Raw genomic sequence first — 15,939 nt, forward strand, 5'->3', positions numbered from 1 at the left:
CCCGTCCAGGACGGACCGCAGCAGGTCCTCCGTCGTGTCGTACGCGTGAGCGCAGACCTCCAGGGCATGCCTGTGCGCCGCCGACGGCACCGCGTTCACCAACGCGGACAGCAGAGTACCGATCACGTCGGGCCCCGGGGTCCACGCGCTGCCGACGGGAGGGTCGGCCGAGGCCACCTGAGCGGCCAGCGCCAGCGCCAGTGGGTGGCCACCGGTGAAAGCCAGCAGCCGGTCGTGCAGGCCGGCCGGGACCTCGCGGGCGTCCAGAAAGGACACGGCCTCCCGCGGCGACAGGTTCCGCAGTGCGATCACCCTCAGCAACCCGTCCCAGCCGATGTCGGCCTGCCAGCTCGCCTCGGGCGGACACCGACCGGCCACCACCACGATCGTGTCGGCCGGAAGACCCGGGAGGAAATCCTTCCGGAACCACGTTTCCAGATGTCCGCACTGTTCGAACGCGTCGACCAGAACGACCATGTCCGGGCTGCCCGACCCTCCCGATGCCGTGTCCAGCGCGGCGGAGAAATCATCGGAGGAGGGGCCGGTGTCCCGGCAGTCCAGCCGTACCACCCGTCGCCCGGCCGCACGGCTGTCGTCCGCGAAACGTTCCAGCAGCGTGGACTTCCCGATCCCGCCGGGGCCGTGGACCCACAGTACGGCGGTGGGGTTCTCCCCCGTCAGCATCGATGCGAACAGCTTCTGTTCGGCGGCGCGACCGACGAACCTGTGGGCCCGTACGTCGTGTACCCGCGCTCCCAGGGAACGCCCTTCTCCACGGCTGGCATTCATGGCCGCGAATGTACCCCTGCCGGACGTCCGTGCCTTTCTCCGGCCGTCGGACGTCCCGGGTCACTTGAGGGCCAGGGGGTTGGCCGGGGCCCCGACCGCACCGGTGACCGGCAGCGGCGGGGCGCTCAGGAAGAACTCGTGGACCCCGTCGGCGGCACAGTCCGCGGCCAGCGCGTCCAGGTCCCACATCTCTCCCAGGAACAGGCCCATGTGCGGGATGGCGACCTGGTGCAGCGGCTGGAACGCGCCGTCGAACTCGTGGGGCCGCACCTCCACGCCCCAGGTGTCCATCGCGATGCCGGCGATCTCCTTCTCGTACAGCCAGTCGGCCGTGGTGAAGGACAGCCCCGGTGCGTCACCGCCCGCGTACTCACCCCATCCGGTGCGGCGTACGCGTGTCAGCCGGCCCGTGCGCACGCACACGAGATCACCACGGCCCACCCGCGACGACGGACCCTGCGCGGCGATGGTGACCTCCAGATGCTCGGCGGTGATGGCGAAGCCGTCGGGCAACTCGCCGTCCACGCCGAGGACCCGCCCCACGTCGAGCAGTACGCCGCGCCCCGCGATGTCCGCCGCGACCGTCTCGATGCCGGTGACCTTGTCGCCGTCCTTGGTGACGACATCGGACGCCCGCCTGCCGTTGTACGCCTGGCCGTGGTCGAAGACGTGGCCCAGGCCGTCCCAGTGCGTCGAGCACTGAAGGGGCATGAACACGAGGTCGTCGGCGCCGCCCAGTCCGTGCGGGAACTCGTCCGGCTGGAACTCGACGTCCACCCCGGAGGACAGCATGACGTGCACGGGGTTGTTCCGGCCCCGCCAGCCGCGCTGCGGCCCCGCGGAGTCGAAGGACTGGGCGAGCGAGAAGCTCACGCCCTGGCGCACAAGCGCGGCTCCCTCGATCCGTTTGCCCTCGTCGAGGAAGTTCAGAGTGCCCCGTACGTCGTCCGGTCCCCAGCGGCCGGCGTTGGAACAGCGCTCGGCCGCCGCGGTGATGGAGCTGAGAGGGTCGGCGGGGTCCAGCCGGTCGGCGGCGGACGGCAGGCCGGTCATCGTTCGTTCTCCGGCAGCGCGGGAACGCCGGGCGGGGTGGTGATCATGCTTCCTCTCAACGGGCGGGGGAGTGGAGCCGGGTCAGGGCCCCGTGACGTGCCGGCCGCGGGGCCCTGACCCGATGCGATGGGTGTCACGAACATCGAGGGCGGACCGCGTGTCGCCGTTCACCGGCGGCGCGTGTGCCCAGGACTACGCGTGTGCCCAGGACTACCGGCAGGTGCTGCCGCGAACCGGCTTGGTCACCTTCACGCCGATCACCTTGTCCACCTCGTGGATCGCGGGACCGACAGGGACCTCTGCAGCGTGCCCAGTTGCTTCGCGCATGCCTCTGCCGCGGCCACCTGATCCGACGGTGACGTCATGGGCGCTGCCGGCACGGCCGATGCCCCCAGTCCGAACGATGCGACAAGTACGGCCCCGACAACTGCCGTTCGTCTCACCAGGTGCACGAGATCCTCCCGAAAACGGCGAGAGCTGCCCGGTCGGTGGACACACTCACCACCGGGTGCTGCTGCTTTCCACACGTGTCGGGGCTCCCGATGGTTCACCCCAACTCCCCACGCACCAGACGCCGTTCACCGGCTTCACCGACTCATGGGGCGAGTTCTCCCTCGACAGGCGGGCTGGTGGGGCCCACCGGTCGGCTCGCCGTACGGTCGGCATGGTTGCCCAATGCGCTCAGGGTGTACGCCCCGACGCCACTCGGGCGATCTTCCGCCGCCAGGTGCGGGTGTCCTGTGGGACGGCGCGGGCGAGCGCGGCGCGAACGTCGGCCGCGTTGAGGTCGGCGGTGTAGACGGGGGTTCCGGGCTGCTGACGCCAGGAGTTCGCGAGAGGGCCCGCGTCGACGGGGTCGAAGCCGGCGCTGTCGACGACGGCGCGGACGCGCGCCGTCGCTTCCGGCGCGTCGCCGGCGACGGGTAGTGCGATGCGGTCGGGGGCACCGGCGGGGCGGGCCAGGGCGGCGAGATGGGCGGCGGTGATGGTGTTGAACGCCTTCACGACGGGGCGTCCCAACTGACCTGCGATCCAGGTGCTTTCGGTGCCTCCGTCGTCCAGTTCGCCGATCAAGGCGTCCCGCAGTACCGGTACGTAGTTGCCGGCGTCCGCGAGGACGGCTTCCTCCGACAGGTCCGCGAGGGCGCCGGCGAGGTCCGGCACCGCGCCGAACGGCACGGCCAGGATCACGACGTCGGCGTCCGCGACCGCCTCGCCGACCTTACGGGCCTGAGCCCCGGTCCCGGACGCGAGCGCGGACAGGGTGTGCGGCCCCCGGGAGTTGGCGATGGTGACCTGGTGTCCTGCGGCGGTGAGCCGGCGGGTGAGGGCCGAACCGACGCTACCGGTGCCGATGATGCTGATGCGCATGCCGGATTCCTTCACGCCGCGGGGAGTTCGGGTTCGCCGAAATACGGCGAGTCGGGTGGGTAGAGATCCCGCAGGTACGGCTGGTCGCGGCCGAGGTCGCAGGGTTCGACGCGGACGTTGCCGGGGCCGCGTGCTATCAGCAGGCCGGGGTCGGAGCGCAGGAAGTCCGCGTACCCGAGGTCGGCGAGCCGCTGTTTCTCGGCGGTGTGGTCGTCGGTCCAGTAGCCGATGTGGTGGAAGTAGCCGCTCTCCGGTGTTGCCAGCGGGGTGCCGGGGACCGCCTGCCACAGTTCGACGGCGAACGGGCCGCCGAGCGAGAACGTCACATTGCAGTCCACCTCGTGCGCCCGGCCGTCCTCGTCCGTCAAGGTCAGCGACCGGACGACGACCGGGCGCCAGGCAAGGCCGAACAGCGTGCCGAACTCCTCCATCCCCTGGGCCAAGTCGGGGACGGCGAGGCCGATGTGCCAGATCCTGCTCATTTCTCAACTCCTTTGCTCCGTGCTGTCCTTCGGACCGCCGAACAGCACCCGTGTGGTGCGGGAGGCGAACCGCCAGCCGTCACCGGTGCGCACGTAGTGGCCGGTCTCCTCGCCGACGGCGAACGGGACGGCGCCGTCGGCGCTGCCGGGCATGTCGAGGTACACGGTCAGCACGCACGCGCCCTCGGCGGTGTTGTCGCCGGTCAAGGTGAAGCGCTGGTTGGTGTGCACGTGCAGCGAACGCATGGCGGGGCGTTCGGCACCCCAGAGCCGGATCGCCTCCCGGCCGCGCAGGACCTTCCCGTCGAGGCACATCTCGCCGTCCTCGGTGAACAGCTCCCACACGCCGGACGCGTCCCCGTGGTCGATCCGCCAGGCGATCTCGGTCAGCAGCCGCGTCAGCGCGAGGTTGTCGGTGACAGAGGCAGGACGGGGTGTCATGACGCCTCCGGCCGCAGGCTCGGGTGGAGCTCCGGCGGACCGCCGAGCACGTGGCGGCGGGAACGGGGACGCGTCCCGTCGACATCCGTGACGCCCAGGTACGCGCCGAGTTCGGCCCCGATGACCGCGCGTCCGGAGAAGTCCATCAGCTCGCCGCTTGTGTACAGCGCGGCGATGACCCGCCCGGTGAACCGGGGTGATTCGCGCGGTGGGAGAGCCGCGCGCTGCTCGGGTGTCAGAGTCTCGAGGTGCGCGCGGGCACGCTCGGTGTCCAGGCCGCCCATCCAGACCGACAACGCGGCGACCCCGTGGGGGCGCAGTTCCCGTGCCATGTCCGCGGCCATCTTGTCCGAACCCGCCTTCTGCGCGCCGTAGGCCGGTCCCTGGTGGTACGAGACGGCGCCGTAGTGACCGGTGTTGACGATCAGGCCACGGCCGTTCGCGATGAGCAGGGGCGCGGCGTGCCAGGCGGCGGTGTAGTGCGAGCGCAGGCCGACGGTGATCAGGTCGACGGCGGACAGCGGGCGCTCCCAGAACCCGCCGGCCGCGGGTGCCGCGACGAGGGCGGCGTTGTTGACCAGAATGTCGAGGCGCCCGTGCTCGGAGCGGACACGTGCGAACAGGTCAGCCACCGCCCCGTCGTCCGCGTGGTCGACGACGACCGGGACGCCGGTGCCGCCCGCACGGGTGACGGCCTCGGCGGTCTCGCCCACGGACCCGCCGAGGGGCGAGTCCCCGCCCTGCGATCGGCCGGTCACGTAGACCGTCGCCCCCACTTCGCCGAGCGCCTCGGCGATGCCCTTCCCCGCGCCCCGGCTGGCGCCGGTGACGACAGCGACCAGTTCTTTGCCGGTCCATGCCACGGCAGGACCTCCTCACCGTACAAAAGCAGCGCTGAGCTGCGGAAACAATAAGCGGGCACGCTGTCCGCTTAGTGGCCGACGATATGGACACGCTGTCCGTTTGTCAATCGGGGTCGGGAGACATGACCTGGCGGGCTGTGCCCGTACGGCGAAGACTTCGGCCGCTTCCGGGACACCGGTGAACACATCAGTGCCGGCCGGCCTTGGAATGGCGCCCGATGCGACCGAGGCCCCCACACCGCGGTCCTGCGGGGCCTACGTGGCACTCTGGCCGATCTCGTGTCTTGGTCAGGCGTCGGCCACGGTGAACATCTCGCCTTCGTGGCCGGGAGTTTCGGCTTCGTCGACTGCCGCGATCGCGTAGTCGGCGTAGCCGATGCGGCTTCGTCCGCGCGCGTCGGTGAGGACGATGTCCGTGCCGGTGCGGTACCGGCCCGTTCGCGCGCCGTCCTTGACGAAGTCGATGGGGGGCGCCAGATACGTCCATCGGACGTGCTCGGAGTCGCGCAGCGTCTCGAAGGCGTGTTGGAGAACACGGGAGGCGTCGCGCAGCGGCCCTTCCGGCATGTTCTGCCAGTAGCGCCTGGTGCGCGTGTCGTCGGTGAACAGATGGCCGCCGCTGCCGACGACGATCAGACGAGTGGGCGTCCGGGTGAGCACGTCGATCAGGTGCCGGGTCACGGGCAGGTGGGCCCGTGTCCGCTCGACGGGTACGCCGAAGGCGTTGACGAGCACGTCGAGACCGGCGATGTCCTGCCGTCCGAGTTCGAGGACGTCACGCTGGACCGAGGGCACCGCCGAGGTGAGACGGGACGGATCTCGCACGATCGCGGTGACGGCGTGCCCCCGGCGCATCGCCTCCTCGGTGATGAGCCGGCCGGCGTGCCCGGTGGCGCCGATGACACCGATGCGCGTCTGCTGCGGATTCCCCGTCACCCGAAGGCCTCGGTCTGGCCGCCGTCGATGGTGATCACAGTGCCGTTGATGTACGGCGCCTCGCCCGACATGAGGAACGCGACGAGAGCCGCGGCCTCGTCGACCTCGCCGAATCGGCGCATCGGATTGCCCGCCGCGGCAGCGGCCTTGAACTTGTCGGAGTCCGCGCCGGCGACGCTCCGGATGGAGGCGTCCGACATCGGTGTCGTGAACGCCCCGGGGGCGATGGCGATCACCGAGACCCCGTCCTTGCCGTATTCGGCTCCGGCGGTGCGGCTGAGGCCGATGATGCCGTGCTTGGTGGCCGAGTAGGCGCTGCGGGTGGCGAAGCCGCGGATGCCGCCGACCGAGGAGTTGTTGACGATGACGCCGCCGCCCTGCCCGGCCATGATGGGCAGCGCGTGCTTCATGCCGTAGAACGTCCCCATGAGGTTGACGTTCACCACGCGTCGGAAGTCCTCGGTCGTGTACTCGTGGAGTCGTACGAGGGGGCCTTCGTAACCGGCGTTGTTGAACAGGGCGTCGAGGCGGCCGGCGCGCTCGTGGGTGGCGTGGATCGCGGCGGCGAAGGCGTACTCGTCCGCGACGTCGACGACGGCGGTGTGGATGCTGCTGCCGGGGATCTCGGCGCGCAGTGCTTCGACGGCACCGTCGAGTCGTGCCCGGGTGCTGCCGATGATGGTGACTTCGCCGCCCTCGGCGGCCACGCGGCGCGCGGTCGCCAGTCCGATGCCGGAGCCGCCTCCGGTGATGACGACGGTCTTGCCCGCGAATCGGGTGTCGGTCATGGTCTTGATCCTTCGTGTCGTTCGGATGTGACGCTCGCCGCGAGGATGGAGCGGCGAACGCCGACGCCGTTGTTACCGGGTGATGAGTTCTTCGCTCACGGCCCAGAGCCGTTCGGCGATCTCCGTGTCGACGGCATGCGGAACGACACCCACGGGGGTCTCGCCGCTCACCATCAGCGCATGCAGCGCGTCCGCGTCCGGCGTCTCCACCAGCGGGGAAAGCTCGGTGTTCTCGCCGTACGTGCCGCCGAGGCCCGTCAGACGGGGTGCGGTGGCGAGCCAGGTCTGGGTCGAGGCGCCCTGCTGGGGGGTCTTCTTGCCCTTGTCCGGGTCGATGATCCAGTTGCCGTTCTCGTCGGCATTGCCCATCTCGCGGTGCATCTCCGGCGTGGCCCAGCCCGAAAGGTCCGTGCCGGGGATGCTGCCGGGGTGGCAGGCGAATGCCTCGATGCCGTCGGCCTTGCCACGGGCGGTGATGCCGACGGCGTGCAGGATGTTGGCGGCCTTGGACTGCCCGTAGCCGAGGACCCAGTTGTACTCGCGGTTCTCGAAGGCCAGATCGTCGAACACGACCGGCGACATGCGGTGGGCCCACGCCGAGACGTTCACGACGCGCGCCCCGTTCGCCGCCCTCAGGGCCGGCCACAGCCGCTTCACGAGCTGGAAGTGGCCGACGTGATTGGTCGCGAAGTGCGACTCGTAACCGCGTGAGTCGCGGGCCAGGTCGACGCCCATGATCCCGGCGCTGTTCACCAGGATGTGCAGCGGCCGAGCCGAGGCGAGGAACCGCTCCGCGAACGCGTCGATCGAGTCAGGGCCGGCGAGGTCGAGCTGGTCGACCTCCACGCCCTCGATGTCCGCGACACGCCCACGTCCCTTCTCGACATCGCGGACAGGAACGATGACGTGAGCGCCCGCCGCGCGCAGCGCACGCGTGGTCTCCAGGCCGACACCGGAGTGTCCACCCGTGACGACGGCGACCTTGCCTGTCAGGTCGATGTCCGCCACCACGTCGAGCGCGGTGCTCGCGGCGGTGAAGCCCGAGCCGATCGGATGCTGGTTGGGGTTGACCTTGCTCATGGGTGACTCCTTCGAACGGCGGGCAGCGCTCTTGACGGAGGGTTCTCCGTTACGCATTCACAACGTAACGGAGAACCCTCCGTCAAGCAACTCGATGCCCGCTGGAAGGCTGGGTCCATGGAGTCCGGTGTGGTGGGCGAGGACGCGCGGCGCCTCCCGCGGTCACCGGTGAGTCAGGCGTCGCGTTGGAGCGCTGCGGACAGACCGCCTCTGCCCTCGATGCCCAGCTTCCGGTAGGCGTGCGTCAGATGGATCTCCACGGTCCGCTGCTGCAGAAAGAGAAGCCCCGCGATCTCCCGGTTCTTCTTGCCCTGCGCGGCAAGGACGGCAACCCGGCGCTCCGACTTCGTCAGACTGTCCGCCCCTCCCGTGGGCCGGGGGCGAGGCACTCGTCCCCCCGCCGCCGCGATCTCGCGTCCGATGGCTCGTCCGAGCTGCGGATCACCGATCGTGGTCGAGTGCTCGTACGCCTCCCGCAGAGCCCGTCTCGCCGCACCGGTCTGCCCTGCGTCGCGCAGTGCTTTCCCCCGCTCGAACAGCACGCGCACGAGCATCAGGCGATCATCGCTGCCGTGTACGAGGTCCGTCAGCTCGTCAAGGCGGGCCATGGCATTCGCCGTCCCGGTCATGGACATCTGGGACAGAATGCCTGCTGCCAGTGGGCCGGGGGCGCCCCATCGGCGGGCCGATGCCATGTGTTCGCGGATCTCGTCGGCGGCGTCGTCCGTCCGGCCGATGCTGCTCAGGGCAACGGCCTTGACCAGACGCCAATCGAGCAGAGCCCGGTTGAGTACGCTCCCCAGGGCACCCTCCGCCCTCTCCAGGTCCACCACCGCGCCGTGGGCGTCACCCGTCTCCATGCGGAGCAGGCCCCTGGCCTTGGCGTGGAGCCCCAATGTCTCGGAGGTCGGTGAGACCGCGCACTGGGCCTCCAGCGTCCGCAACATCGCCCAGGCGTCGTCCGTGGCGGCCGTCGCCAGATGCAGTTGCACGGCCTGGGTGGTGAGTTTGCCCTCCAGTACGGTGACGCGCGTGTGATCCCATTCCCTCACCGCGGCCAGCCCTTCCCCGATGTGCGCCTGCGCCTTGCCGAGTTCTCCCATCCGATGGCGGACGTGGGCGAGGGCGTTCGAGGCCGCCGCCTGCAACGGCTTGACGTCCTGGCTCTCGGCGGCGCTCCGAAGCGCCTCGCCGTGGCGCAGGGCCAGGCGCAGTCGGCCCGCGGCGATGAGCACCTTCACCACCGCCAACTGGACGACCAGCCGTCCCGCGCCGCGGCCCAGGGGGGTGGCGAGGACCTGTTGCGCGAGTGCGACGGCGGCCTCGGCGGAGACACGGCCCGTGACCGTCCCCTCCCACGCTTCGTACGCCAGCGAAAGCACATGCCCTGGATACCGCGGGACGGATTCCTCCCCGGGTTCCCACCGGCTCGGCTCACCGTGGCCCGGCCGATACAGCAGGCGCAGCAACCTGGCCAGGGTCGACCGGCGGGTGGGGTCGGACCGTAGGTAGATCCGCGTCAGCTCCTCCTCGCACCCGGCGAGCGCGAGCAGGACGAACAGGTCGATGCCCACGGACTCGCATGCCGCTTGCGGTGACAGTTCCCACGCATGGCGCAGATGGCCGAGGGCTTCGGCCATGTCGCGGGGCGCCAAGGCGGACGCGAGGTCCACAAATGCTCGCGCCCGGACCTCGTCCGGCATGGCCTCCTCGATCAACACCCTTCTCAGACAGGACACATGAAGATGCGTCAGGTCGTGCTCCGCGGCTTCGTGAGCGGCGCTCAGGAGCGTGTCCACGACCCAGGTTGCGGCCAGGGGCTGGCGGGTCTCGACGATATGCCGTGCCACGGTGGTGACCGCGGCGCCTTGCCGGTGCAGCAGGCTCGCGGCCTGAGCGTGCGCTGCTTCCAGGACGGCGGGGGAGCACTCACTCAGCACGGAGTTGCGTACCAGGGGCTGTGTCAGGGCCATGGTGTCGCCGGTGAAGGAGAGGAAACCCATCTTCCGCATCGCGTGACAGCTCTCGGTGACCGTTGCCAGGTCCAGGCCGACGATGTGGGCGACAGCGCTGAGTGTGGCGTCCCCGTCCAGAGCCGCCACGATTCGCAGGATCGAGTACGCGTCGTCCGAGATCCGGCGCGTACGTACCCTCATGGACACCGCGAGGATGTCCGCCGAAAGTTTTTCGAGCGCAGGGGCCGACGTGGCGTCGGCGGAGATGTCACGGTCGTCGAGAAGCCGTGTGAGGGTTCGCAGAAGCAAGGGGTTCCCGGCGGTTACCCGCATCGCCGCCCTCACGAACTCGGTGTCGCGTGGTTCGCCCAAGGCGTCGGCGAGCAGGGCTCCGACGGCCTCTTCGCCGAGGGGACGGAGTTCAACGACCCGGGAGCCGCCGCTGACCAGCTCCTCCAGGAGATCGGGAGCGGTGCCCGGAACACCGTCGCAGACGGAGCCGACAACCACCAACGGCAACATGCTCAGGCTTTCGAGGAGCATATTGAGCCAGACCATGGAACCGCGGTCCAACCAGTGCAAGTTGTCGACCACGAGCACCATGGGCCTTGGGCCGATGGCGGACACCAGCCGATGGGTCACCGGAACCAGGGCGTGGGGAGCCTGCGGCGGATTCGTTCCGGCCTTCTCCGCGGTGCCCGGCAGGTCGAACGGCAACGCCTGACGCGCTTCCTCCGGCAGGGCTGCGATCAGTGAGCCCAGGAGCCTTCGCGCGATGTTGTCCTGCACATGATGCGCAGCGTGACTGGCCCGGACCTGCGCCACAAGGAAGCCCAAGGCACGGGCTTGCTCGGCCACGCTGCCGAGCAGTGCGGTCTTGCCCGTCCCCGCCTCGCCGTGGACCACCACGAAGCCGCCCCGGCCGACGGTCGCCTTCTCGAGTGCCTGCCGGCAGGCGGAAAGCGCTGGACCACGTTCGTGGAGGGAGGTGGTGTTGACCATGGTTCTTCCCAAGTTCTGCCCAGGAATCGGACGACGGACTGCTGCCGGAGGCCCGAACACGGTTCTCGGCGGTTGTCTTGCCGGACGGACGGGCGGTCCGAACAGTTCACGGCCGAACCGGCAATGTGATGGGCGCCTCACGGCGCCTCCAGGACCAGGGCGGTGCTTCCCGAATTCCCCAACACATCACCGCGGGCCCGCCGATCGCATTCCATGCAGTCAGCAAGCATTTAATCCTTTGCGTGCAGAAGGCAAACAATGTACGGTCGTCGGCATGAGCGAATCTTCGGGGTCGGAGGAAGAAGCCCGTGGCGGCGGCGACCTGGTGGACCGAGTCGGCGCGGACCCCGGGGGAGTGTCGGACCCCGGTGCGCCGACGTCGGCGGAGCTGCACCGCGGGGTGCTCCTGGGGATCTCAGGACTCTTCGTCGCGACGTTCGTCTCGATGCTGTCGTCCACGATCGTCACCAACGCCCTGCCTCGGATCACCGAGGACCTGGGCGCCGGGCAGGCGACGTACACCTGGGTGGTGACGTCCACGCTGCTGGCCCAGACGGCCGCCACGCCACTGTGGGGCAAGCTGGCCGATCTGACGGACCCGCGGCGGCTGGTGTCGCTGTCCGTGGCGGTGTTCCTCGCCGGGTCCGTGGCGGCGGCGCTCGCGCCGGACGCGGGGGTGCTGATCGCCGGCCGGACGCTTCAGGGTGTCGGCGCCGGCGGAGTGATGATCCTCACGCAAGTGGTGATGGCCAGGATCGTCCCGGCACGCGAACGCGGCCGGTACAACGGCTGGTTCGGCGCGGTCTTCGCGCTGGCCACCGTGATCGGACCGCTGGTCGGCGGACTCCTGGTGGACGCCGGCGGCCTGGGCTGGCGCTGGTGTTTCTGGATCGGGGTGCCGTTTGCGGCGCTGGCCCTGGTCGTCGTCGAGCGCACCCTGCGTGTCCCGGTGCGCGAGCGGGAGATCCGGATCGATTACGCCGGCGCCGCGCTGCTGGTCGGCGGCATCACCGACCTGCTGGTGTGGGTGTCGCTCGGCGGGCAGGAGTTCGCCTGGGGCTCGCTGTGGACCGCCCTCCTCGTGCCGGCCGGGATCGTGATGCTGGCGCTGGCCGCCGTTGTCGAGTCCCGCGCGGCCGAACCCGTGGTCCCACTCGGCCTGTTCCGCGATCGCACCATGGTGATGGCATCGCTGGCGAGCGTCTTCTACGGCTCCGCGCTCTATGCCGTGACGGTGTTCCTGGCGCCCTACTTCCAGATCGCCCGCGGGGTGTCGCCCGTCATGTCCGGACTCCTGTCCTTCCCGCTCATCCTGAGCATGGCCGCGGCATCCATGCTGGTCGGCCGCTGGATCTCCCGGACCGGCCGGTGGAAGCCGTACCTGGTGGGAGCGGCGGCATCGCTCGTGGCCGGGCTGCTCCTGCTCGCGACGGTGCGCGTCACCACGCCGTACGCGCTGCTGGCCGTCGCGATGGTGCTGTGCGGATTCGGTACCGGGGCCACCATGCAGAACCTCGTCCTTGCGGTGCAGAACAGCGTCGCGCCCAAGGACACCGGCAGCGCCTCGGCAACGGTGACGTTCCTGCGGTCCCTCGGGGGCGCGGTCGGCATCAGCGCACTCGGCGCCGTACTCACCGCCCGCAGGCACGCCGCCACCCACGGCCCCGGGCCTGCCGCTGCCGCCGCCGGCTACAGCAGCGGCGTCGCGCTGGTCTTCGGTATCAGCGCGGCGGCCGCCCTGGCCGGGGCCCTGCTCATCCTCGCCGTCCGAGAAAAGCCCCTCGCCACCGAGATCGTCGACCAGTGACGCGGCAACCGCCCGTCGTGAAAGGTGCACCGATGACCGAAGCGATCCCCGACTACTCCTACGCCCACTCCACCACCTGCCCGTTCGATCCCGGCCCCCAGCTCACCGCGGCCGCCCCGGTCGACCGGGTGCGGATCTGGGACGGCAGCACCCCCTGGCTCGTCACCGGCTACGCCGAGGCACGCCAGGCGCTGTCCGACCCGCGGCTCAGCTCCGACGACACGCTCCCGGGCTATCCGCATCAAACCGCCGCCTCCCGAGGCGGAGTGCGTCGCACCCCCACCCTGACCACCCTGGACAACCCCGGGCACGACGCCCGCCGCAGGCTTCTGACCAGGAGCTTCATGGTCCGCCGTATGGAAGCCCTGCGCCCGGGCATCCAGCTCATCGTGGACGGCCTGATCAACGACATGGTCTCCCGGGGCGGGACCGCGGACCTGGTCCGCGACTTCGCCCTCCCCGTGCCGTCGCTGGTCATCTGCGAACTGCTCGGTGTGCCGTACGAGGACCACGAGTTCTTCCAGGACCGCAGTCGCCTGCTGGTGTCGGTGACCACGGACGCCGCCGAGCGCGCGAGCGCCCTGGCCGACCTGTCCGGCTACCTCGACGCCCTCGTGCGCAGGAAGGCCCAGGCCCCGGCGGACGACCTGCTGAGCCGGTTGATCACCGACCACGTCCCCTCCGGCACGCTCACCCTGGACGAGGTCTCCGACATGGGGCGCTTCCTGCTCTTCGCGGGCCACGAGACCACCGCGAACATGATCGCCCTCGGCACGCTCGCCCTCCTGCACAATCCCGCCCAACTGGCCGCCGTCCGCGACTCCGGCGACCCGGACCTGGTCGCCGACGCGGTCGAGGAACTCCTGCGCTACCTCACCATCGTCCACGTGGGACGCCGTCGCGTCGCCGTCGAGGACCTGGAGCTGGGCGGCCGTCGGATCGCCGCCGGCGAAGGGGTGATCATCGCACTCAACGCCGCCAACCGCGACGCCGGTGCGTTCGAGGGCGACCCGGACGGGCTCGACGTCACCCGGCCCGCCCGCCACCACGTCGCCTTCGGCTACGGCATCCACCAGTGCCTCGGCCAGCCGCTCGCCCGGGTCGAACTCCAGGTGGTCTACGGCACCCTCTACCGCCGACTGCCGGGGCTGCGCCTCGCGGTGCCCTTCGAGGAGGTCGCCTTCAAGGACGACATGTTCGTCTACGGCGTGCACAGCCTCCCCGTCACCTGGTGAACGGGAAAACGCCCGAACCGAACGAGAGGAACAGCACCATGAAGGTGACCGTCGACCAGGACAAGTGCGTGGGATCCGGGCAGTGCGTGCTCGTCGCCCCCGACGTGTTCGACCAGCGTGACGAGGACGGCATCGTGGTCCTCCTCGAACAGCGGCCTGACGCCGCCCACCACGACGACGTACGGCAGGCCGGCGTGATCTGCCCGGCCCTGGCCATCGCGATCGAGGAGCGGTAGTGCGCGAGATCGTGGTCGTCGGCGCCTCCGCCGCAGGTGTCGCGGCGGCCCGGACCCTGCGCTCCGAGGGCTTCGACGGCACCCTGACCGTGGTGGGTGCAGAAGACCGCGTCCCGTACGACCGCCCTCCGCTGTCGAAGCAGTTCCTCACCGGGGCCTGGGACGCCGAAAAACTCGCGATTCCCCGCCCGGACGGCGTGACCTGGCGCCTCGGCTCTCGCGCGACGGTCCTGGACCCGGAGCGCCGCCGGGTCACCCTCGGCGACGGCTCCCACCTGGGCTACGACGGCCTCGTCATCGCCACCGGCGTCGCCTCCCGGACGCTGCCGTTCTCCAGGGGGCTCGCGGGTGTGCACGTCCTGCGCACCCTGGACGACGCCGAAGCCCTGCGGGCCGGGATGCTGGCCTCGGGCTCCCTCGTCGTCGTCGGAGCGGGCTTCCTCGGCGCCGAGGCCGCCGCTGTCGCCCGGGAACTGGGTCTCGCCGTGACCCTGGTCGATCTCCAGCCGGCCCCCATGATCCGCCCGCTCGGCCCCCTCGTCGCGGAACGGCTCCGCCACCTGCACACCGAGGCCGGTGTCGACCTGCGGATGGGCACCGCAGTGCGCGAGCTGCACGGCACCGACCACGTGACCGCCGTGGAGCTGACCGACGGTTCCGTGATCCCCACCGCGGCCGTGCTGGTCGCGGCGGGAGCCGTACCGGCCACCGGCTGGCTGGAGGGCAGCGGTCTCCCGCTCGGCGACGGCGTCGAGTGCGACGCGTACTGCCGGGCGGCGCCCGGCATCGTAGCCGCCGGCGATGTCGCCGCCTGGCTCCATCCGGACCTGGGACGGCGGATCCGCCTGGAACACCGGATGAACGCGACCGAGCACGCCGCCGCGGCCGCCCGCACCCTGCTAGGCCGCGGCCGCCCGTTCGCTCCCGTCCCGTACTTCTGGACCGACCAGTACCACGTGAGGATCCAGGCATACGGCACCTGGGACGCCTCCATCGAACCGGACTTCGCCCACGGGGCGGCCGGTGACGACCGGTTCGTCCTGGTCCAGCGGCGCGACGGCAGGATCACCGCCGCCCTGGGCTGGAACGCACCCCGCGAGATCCGCACGCTGCGCGCCGCCATCGGCACCACCGGTTGAACACGTCATGAGGACAGGAGAAACCATGGGAATGCTGGAGGGCCGCGTCGCCGTCGTGACCGGCGCGGCACGCGGCCTCGGCCGGGAGTACGCGATGCAGATGGCCAGGGCCGGGGCCCGGGTGGTGGTCAACGACCTCGGCGGCTCGGTCTCCGGAACCGGCGCGTCACAGGATCCGGCGGACTAGGTGTATTGACCTGAAGCGTTGTTCACACGGCTGATGGGTGGCTGGCCTTCGAGTGTGGTGTGGCAGCGGTGGTGGTTGTAGGTGTGCAGGAAGTCTGTCAGGGCTGCGGTGCGTTCGTCGTTGCTGGTGTAGGGCCGGACGTAGGCCCATTCGTCGAGCAGGGTGCGGTTGAAGCGTTCGACCTTGCCGTTGGTCTGCGGCCGGTAGGCGCGGGTGAGTTTGCCGGCCGCGCCGAGGTCGGCCAGGGCCTGCTGCCAGGCGAGGCTCTTGCGGTAGGGCCAGGCGTTGTCGGTCAGGACCCGCTCGATGCGGTCGATGCCGCAGGTGTGGAAGAAGGCCGCGGCCCGGCGCAGGAAGCCTGCGCAGGTGGCGGCTTTCTCGTCGCCGTGGATCTCGCTGTAGGCGAGGCGGGTGTGGTCGTCGACGGCGGAGTGGACGTAGTCGAAGCCCACGCTGCTTCGCCGGGCCCGGCCGGCCTGTCGGCCCAGGACTTTGTGGCCGCCGCCGTCGGGGATCCGGCCGAGTTTCTTGACGTCGACGTGGACCAGTTCGCCGGGCCGGTCGCGCTCGTAGCG

The 15,939-nt window shown here is 70.5% G+C and carries 16 protein-coding genes; 5 read left to right on the forward strand and 11 right to left on the reverse strand.

What is annotated here, in order from left to right; translation table 11 throughout:
- The 10 genes from AB0F77_RS42135 to AB0F77_RS42180 all read right to left on the reverse strand — a co-directional run.
- On the reverse strand, window positions 1-789 hold a 789-nt coding region (locus tag AB0F77_RS42135), incomplete at its 3' end, for an ATP-binding protein (protein WP_361959793.1).
- Between the two features lie 60 nt (window positions 790-849).
- Window positions 850-1,842, reverse strand: coding sequence for a cyclase family protein (locus tag AB0F77_RS42140; protein ID WP_361959796.1), 993 nt, complete (start codon window positions 1,840-1,842; stop codon window positions 850-852).
- Window positions 1,843-2,523: 681 nt separating this feature from the next.
- Window positions 2,524-3,213: an NADPH-dependent F420 reductase gene (locus AB0F77_RS42145; RefSeq protein ID WP_361959799.1), complete on the reverse strand. Its 690-nt coding sequence runs from the start codon at window positions 3,211-3,213 to the stop codon at window positions 2,524-2,526.
- An 11-nt stretch (window positions 3,214-3,224) separates the two neighbouring features.
- Entirely contained in the window at window positions 3,225-3,695 is a 471-nt protein-coding gene (locus AB0F77_RS42150) for a VOC family protein (RefSeq protein ID WP_361959802.1), read from the reverse strand.
- Between the two features lie 3 nt (window positions 3,696-3,698).
- Window positions 3,699-4,136: a nuclear transport factor 2 family protein gene (locus AB0F77_RS42155; protein WP_361959805.1), complete on the reverse strand. Its 438-nt coding sequence runs from the start codon at window positions 4,134-4,136 to the stop codon at window positions 3,699-3,701.
- On the reverse strand, window positions 4,133-4,999 hold the full coding sequence (locus AB0F77_RS42160; protein ID WP_361959808.1) for an SDR family NAD(P)-dependent oxidoreductase: 867 nt from the start codon (window positions 4,997-4,999) through the stop codon (window positions 4,133-4,135). The genes AB0F77_RS42155 and AB0F77_RS42160 overlap by 4 nt, the downstream gene beginning before the upstream one ends.
- Window positions 5,000-5,287: 288 nt before the next feature.
- Entirely contained in the window at window positions 5,288-5,935 is a 648-nt protein-coding gene (locus tag AB0F77_RS42165; protein ID WP_361959811.1) for an NAD(P)H-binding protein, read from the reverse strand.
- On the reverse strand, window positions 5,932-6,723 hold the full coding sequence (locus AB0F77_RS42170; RefSeq protein WP_361959814.1) for an SDR family oxidoreductase: 792 nt from the start codon (window positions 6,721-6,723) through the stop codon (window positions 5,932-5,934). The genes AB0F77_RS42165 and AB0F77_RS42170 overlap by 4 nt, the downstream gene beginning before the upstream one ends.
- Before the next feature lie 72 nt (window positions 6,724-6,795).
- Window positions 6,796-7,803, reverse strand: coding sequence for an SDR family NAD(P)-dependent oxidoreductase (locus AB0F77_RS42175; RefSeq protein ID WP_361959817.1), 1,008 nt, complete (start codon window positions 7,801-7,803; stop codon window positions 6,796-6,798).
- Between the two features lie 173 nt (window positions 7,804-7,976).
- On the reverse strand, window positions 7,977-10,760 hold the full coding sequence (locus AB0F77_RS42180) for an AAA family ATPase (protein WP_361959820.1): 2,784 nt from the start codon (window positions 10,758-10,760) through the stop codon (window positions 7,977-7,979).
- A gap of 274 nt (window positions 10,761-11,034) precedes the next feature.
- On the opposite strand from AB0F77_RS42180, the gene AB0F77_RS42185 reads away from it, so the two are divergent.
- From AB0F77_RS42185 to AB0F77_RS42205, 5 genes are read left to right on the forward strand one after another with little or no spacing between them, the layout of a single operon-like run.
- Window positions 11,035-12,567 carry an MDR family MFS transporter gene (locus AB0F77_RS42185; RefSeq protein ID WP_361959823.1) on the forward strand — a complete coding sequence of 511 codons (1,533 nt, stop codon included), beginning with the start codon at window positions 11,035-11,037 and terminating at the stop codon, window positions 12,565-12,567.
- 32 nt (window positions 12,568-12,599) lie between these two features.
- On the forward strand, window positions 12,600-13,802 hold the full coding sequence (locus tag AB0F77_RS42190) for a cytochrome P450 (protein WP_361959826.1): 1,203 nt from the start codon (window positions 12,600-12,602) through the stop codon (window positions 13,800-13,802).
- Window positions 13,803-13,840: 38 nt separating this feature from the next.
- Window positions 13,841-14,038, forward strand: coding sequence for a ferredoxin (locus AB0F77_RS42195; protein WP_361959829.1), 198 nt, complete (start codon window positions 13,841-13,843; stop codon window positions 14,036-14,038).
- Window positions 14,038-15,177, forward strand: coding sequence for an FAD-dependent oxidoreductase (locus tag AB0F77_RS42200; protein ID WP_361959831.1), 1,140 nt, complete (start codon window positions 14,038-14,040; stop codon window positions 15,175-15,177). The genes AB0F77_RS42195 and AB0F77_RS42200 overlap by 1 nt, the downstream gene beginning before the upstream one ends.
- Before the next feature lie 25 nt (window positions 15,178-15,202).
- Window positions 15,203-15,364 (forward strand): SDR family NAD(P)-dependent oxidoreductase, encoded by a 162-nt coding sequence (locus AB0F77_RS42205; RefSeq protein WP_361959834.1) that lies wholly within the window; start codon window positions 15,203-15,205, stop codon window positions 15,362-15,364.
- On the opposite strand, the gene AB0F77_RS42210 is transcribed toward AB0F77_RS42205, so the two are convergent.
- A partial coding sequence (locus AB0F77_RS42210; RefSeq protein WP_361959837.1) for an IS481 family transposase occupies window positions 15,361-15,939 on the reverse strand: 579 nt, incomplete at its 5' end. The two genes, AB0F77_RS42205 and AB0F77_RS42210, sit on opposite strands and share 4 nt — an antisense overlap.

It is taken from the genome of Streptomyces sp. NPDC026672 (assembly GCF_040638185.1).
Taxonomy (GTDB): Bacteria; Actinomycetota; Actinomycetes; order Streptomycetales; family Streptomycetaceae; genus Streptomyces.